The sequence below is a fragment of the Trinickia sp. genome, assembly GCF_035492435.1.
Lineage (GTDB): Bacteria > Pseudomonadota > Gammaproteobacteria > Burkholderiales > Burkholderiaceae > Trinickia.
In genome coordinates, this window is sequence record NZ_DATJJF010000136.1 from 1 (window position 1) to 4,872 (window position 4,872).

At 59.7% G+C, this 4,872-nt stretch carries 5 protein-coding genes; 3 read left to right on the forward strand and 2 right to left on the reverse strand.

What is annotated here, in order from left to right:
• Positions 1-235, reverse strand: a 235-nt coding sequence (locus tag VL598_RS10550; RefSeq protein ID WP_325326661.1) for a chemotaxis protein CheW, incomplete at its 3' end; no start/stop codon positions are given.
• A gap of 409 nt (positions 236-644) precedes the next feature.
• On the opposite strand from VL598_RS10550, the gene VL598_RS10555 reads away from it, so the two are divergent.
• Genes VL598_RS10555 through VL598_RS10565 form a run of 3 tightly spaced genes read left to right on the forward strand, consistent with a single transcriptional unit; the run spans position 645 to position 3,453 of the window.
• Positions 645-1,328: a response regulator transcription factor gene (locus tag VL598_RS10555; RefSeq protein WP_325326662.1), complete on the forward strand. Its 684-nt coding sequence runs from the start codon at positions 645-647 to the stop codon at positions 1,326-1,328.
• Positions 1,325-2,740 carry a HAMP domain-containing sensor histidine kinase gene (locus VL598_RS10560; RefSeq protein ID WP_325326663.1) on the forward strand — a complete coding sequence of 472 codons (1,416 nt, stop codon included), beginning with the start codon at positions 1,325-1,327 and terminating at the stop codon, positions 2,738-2,740. Before VL598_RS10555 ends, VL598_RS10560 begins: the two co-directional genes overlap by 4 nt.
• A 32-nt stretch (positions 2,741-2,772) precedes the next feature.
• Entirely contained in the window at positions 2,773-3,453 is a 681-nt protein-coding gene (locus VL598_RS10565; protein ID WP_325326664.1) for a winged helix-turn-helix domain-containing protein, read from the forward strand.
• A 76-nt stretch (positions 3,454-3,529) separates the two neighbouring features.
• Here the strand turns inward: VL598_RS10565 and VL598_RS10570 are convergent.
• The coding region (locus tag VL598_RS10570; protein ID WP_325326665.1) for a tetratricopeptide repeat protein at positions 3,530-4,872 on the reverse strand (1,343 nt) is incomplete at its 5' end.

The window sequence follows — 4,872 nt, forward strand, 5'->3', positions numbered from 1 at the left end:
CCGGAATAATCTGGCCGCGAATGTCCACGGCACCGAGTACATGTCCGGATGAACCGGCTATCGGTGTGATCGCCGGCATGGTCATGATTTCCCTCACCTTGAACACGTTGATGCCATAAAGCTCGTGCGAATCGTCATTGCCGGGCGCCGCGCCGAGCTTGAAGAGGAGAAGCTCGAACTTGTTGGAGCTGGTGAGGTTGGTGCGTTCGTCGATCGAGTGGTGGTCTGCGGCCATCGAAGAATACCTCCGGTTGTGCCCCACAGGCTTCGGGCGAGGGATATGACTGGATAACGGCTCAATCCGCGCAGAGTTGATAGGGCCAAGCGTGTTTGCCGCATTTGACGCTTGGGCGGTGGAGAAAGCGTAACGAAAGGAAGATCTAGTCAACGCCGGGGGCGGCGAGAGCGGACTGCCGGAGCGCAGACGCAAGCCGTTTCATCCACGCGCAAACATAAAACGTTTTTCATTGAAACGATATTGGGCTGACACCGGCGTGCACGTACGATTGCAAGGAAATTGACAGGCTACACCTCCCTGTCAGTGCGGCTCGCCGCATTGGGCGAGGGGGGATGCCATATGGCATCATGTAGGTGTACTAACTTTTCACGATAATCGAGGCGGCGCCGATAGCGGGCGTGGGAAGATGTCGCGAGTGCTTACCATTGAAGACGACGAGATCACCGCAAACGATATCGTCGCGGAGCTGCAGGCTCGGGGCTTCACTGTTGATTGGGTCAATAACGGTCGCGACGGTATGGCACGGGCGATGAGCGATGAGTACGACGTCATCACGCTCGATCGGATGCTGCCTGGCGTCGACGGTCTGACCATTCTGACGACTATGCGCAGCGTGGGCGTGCAAACGCCCGTCCTGATGCTGAGTGCGCTCGGCGATGTCGACGACCGTATTCGAGGTTTGCGTGCAGGTGGTGACGATTACCTTACCAAACCTTTCGATCCGGAAGAAATGGCGGCGCGGCTGGAGGTGCTGCTGCGTCGCCGCCAGTCGTCGTCTGCTCCGTCGGAAACCACGATGCGAGTCGGCCCGCTCGAGCTTGACCTGATCACCCGCAAGGTGCGGCGTGACAATGACGAAATCGCATTACTGCCTACTGAATATCGCGTGCTGGAATTCATGATGCGGCACGCGGGGCAGACGATTACACGCACGATGCTGTTTGAGGCTGTATGGGGCTACCACTTCGATCCCGGTACGAATCTAATCGACGTACACATGGGCCGATTGCGCAAGAAGATCGATCCGGCCGGAGCGACCCCGCTGATCCAGACGGTTCGCGGCTCGGGTTACATTCTCAGCGCGGGTTGAGCTCAACGACTGCCTCGGCTGCATCGACGCAAGGCGGCGAGCTTGCGCGCCGCTGGCATTCGACAACCTTTCGACTGCTTCTTCTCTACGCCGTCATATTCTCGTTGTCGGTGATGGTGCTGCTCGGTGTGATCGGCGGAGCCGTCACGAACGACATGAAGCGCGAGACTGACGCGGTCATGTATTGGCAGCTCATCTACTTCGATTCGGTACCTGACGACCAGTTGGGCCCCGCGATTCGCATGCGGCTCGAGCATGAGCATATGCATACGAACTACTACGGCCTGTTCGCCTCCGATGGCCGCTACATTGCCGGGGATGTGACCGCTTTGCCGCCGGAATTGCCGCTGGATGGCACCTCGGTGACGATACACCACCACGCGCTAAAAGTGGTCGGCGCGGAGAACGCTCCGGTGGTGCGGGCAATGAGCGAACGGCGTGCGGACGGCACCACGCTAGTCGTGGCACGTGACATCACACAAGTGCTCCGGATTCGTAATACGATCATCAACGCGCTGGTGGCCGGCGGCATGCTGTGTCTCGGAGCCGGCGTGGCGGGAGGGCTGGCGCTCAGCATGCGCCAAATGCGGCGGGTTGCCCAGATCCGCCGAGTCACGCAGCGGATTTCGCAAGGCGACTTGTCACAGCGTTTGCCGATCGGTGGACGAGATGAGCTCGACATGCTCGCGCATCTCGTCAATCATATGCTTGCCGAGGTGGAACGCTTGATGAACGAAGTCAAGGGCGCCTGCGATGGCATTGCGCATGATTTGCGAACGCCACTCGCTCATGTGCGTACGCTGCTCGCACGCATTTCGGAGCAGGCTGGGGCGTGCGATGACGAAACACTTGAGAGTCTGGTTACGCGGGCGCGCACGGAAACCGATTCCCTGCTTGAGCGATTTCGTGCGATGCTGCGCATTTCGGAAATCGGCTCGCTGAACCGGCGCGGCGGATTCGCGGAACTGCGGCTCGATGAGCTCGTGCGCGAGGTCGGAGAGCTCTATGAACCACTTGCGGAGGATCGCTCCACGACCCTGTCGGTGGAAGCTGCGAATGTCGAGCCGATTCACGGGGACCGAGCGTTGCTGTTCGAAATGCTGACCAATCTCGTGGACAATGCAATCAAGTTCACCCCGTCGGGCGGCACTGTGCGCATCGCGCTCAGGCGCACAACGGCAGGCCCGCGCATCGACGTTACCGACAACGGGCCAGGTATCCCCGAGGAGGAACGCAGCGCGGTGCTGCAGCGGTTCTATCGTGCGACGAATGCTCGGCAGGTGGCGGGCTCCGGTCTCGGGCTCAGTATCGTTTCAGCCGTGGTTCGCGTTCATGATTTTTCGATAAAGATCGCTGATGCGGAACCCGGCACGCGTGTCACGATCGAATGTTGGTCAAGAACGCTAGCGTGAGGCGAGCGGCATTTTAATGAAATATCTCGCCCATGCGGATCCTTTTTATTCCTTGTTCGCATCCTGAGTCTACGTGGCTCTTCAAAGCTTTTCAGGAAAGCGCACATAGCCTGCAGCGAGCTGACGATTTGCCCGACGGCATCGTGGTGGCAATGCAGGAACCGTTCGATGCCATCGTTGCGATGGCACTGGAGCCGACTGCGTATACGGCGCTGCTTGACGGGCTGCGGCCGCTGTTGGCTGCAGCAAGCGGCGCGGCCTTGATCGCTGTGCTCGGGCACTCGACTCCCGCGCAGCGGGCGCGCGTATTAAGGGCAGGTGCGGATGCGTGCTTCTATCAGCCGTACTCGTTCATTGAACTGCATGAGCGACTGCTGGCATTGCATCGAGCAGAGCTTGCGCGAACCGCACATGCTCAGCCGAACGCGGCCGCACTGCGGCTTGACGCGACGACACGTGAGCTCGTTGTCGGAAACGTCCGCATCGAAGTCACGCGACGCGAGTACCTGCTTCTCGAATGCTTGACGCGCCAGGTCAATGCGCCCGTGCCTCGCGATCAATTGATCCGTTACGCGTGGCCCGAGGCCGAATTCGTGGATCCGTCGAGCGTCAATCTCGTCGTGTCGCGCCTGCGCCGAAAGCTTGCTCAAAAGGTGCCGAGCGTGCAGATAGAAACGGTGAGCCGATTCGGTTATCAGATTTCCATTACTTAGTCGTCCCGATCGATTTCGATCGGGTCGGCGCCCCGGGGGGCAACCTGGGCGGACGGCCTGCAATGTGACACGGCTATCAAGCAGTGCTGGCGAGCAACGAATGGAACGCCCGCTTGATGCGCTCGACCGCCGGTTTTCTGTAGGCAAACTGCTGATTGCTGTCGTGCACGAGCATACTCGCGTTGACCTCGAACACAAGCACGTCACCGTTCGGCATCAATGCGCAGTCGATCCCGAAGTAATCGAGCGCGATCGTCTCGCGGATGGAACGCAATGCCGCCTGCTGCGCCGATCCGAAGACGTGCCACGGATCGGCCAGAAAGGCTCGCTCCTCGTCCTGCATCCATGGAAATGCGGCCATGGGCGTCGTCGCGTGGTGAACTTTCCATCGGCCGTCGATGGCCAGGTGGTAGGGCAAAATCTCATCGCCGACGTAGATGAAGCGGTACTTGCGGAATTTGCCGTCGCGCGAGCGATAGTCTACGAACGGCGTGACGTAAAACGCGTGGCTGGGATGGTCTCGTACGAAAGCATCGACGGCGTCCGCATCCTCAAGCTTTTCGAAGTCCTTGCCGCCATGCGTTCCCGCAGGCCGCAGCAGCAGCGGAAACGTCAGCGCCGCTGAGCCCGTGCTCTCGAGTGCCAGCCGCAGTTGCGCCGGTGAAAGAATTTGCGTTTGCGGAACCAGGCAGCCCGGTGTTCCCGCAAGACGGGTTGAGATCGTTGCCCGGCCCGTGAGCGAGATGGACTGCGGAGGATTGATCACTCGCTTCCCGATGCGCTGCCCGAGCGCTTGCACCAGGGCGAGAACATCTCGTCCCTGATCGACATCCGACACGAGGTTGACGACCACGTCTGCATAGCTGCGCAATCGGTCCACGTCATAGTCGAAGTCGTTCACTACGCTGAGAACGTTGCTTTCAAATCGTGCGCCGTCGATCAGATAGCGAAACGGCGTGTTGCCGGCACCCGGAGCAAACAAAAACAAAACCCTGAAATCTGGCGGCGATGCCGCGGCAGGAATCATCACCAAGGGCTTCAATGCAAGGGCACGGCGGAAGGAGACATCCGCTTCTTTGTCCTGTCCGAGCGCTTGCTGTAAGTTAGCGATGACATGGAGAGTCTGCGCATCGTCTGGTGCCAGCTCGTGGGCGCGCTCAAAATGCTTCAACGCCAACGCTTTTCTATTCGCGCATACATGGGCGAGCCCGAGCCTCTGGTGTACGGCGGCGGCACTTTCGTGCACATCATCGACGAGCGGCTCCAGTAGGCGAACGGCTTCATCGAAGCGGTTTTTGCGGATGAGTATTCGAGCAAGTTCGAGGCAAGCAACGTGGTGCCTTGGCTCAATGGCTCGAATCTGCATCAACAACACTTCGGCCCGATCGAGATGTCCTTCGCCGTGGAGCGAGATCGCCT

What these genes read in the sequence shown, in the direction of transcription:
- VL598_RS10555 (WP_325326662.1), top strand. Translation starts at nt 645, where the DNA reads ATGTCGCGAGTGCTTACCATTGAAGACGACGAGATCACCGCAAACGAT.
- VL598_RS10565 (WP_325326664.1), top strand. Translation starts at nt 2,773, where the DNA reads ATGCGGATCCTTTTTATTCCTTGTTCGCATCCTGAGTCTACGTGGCTC.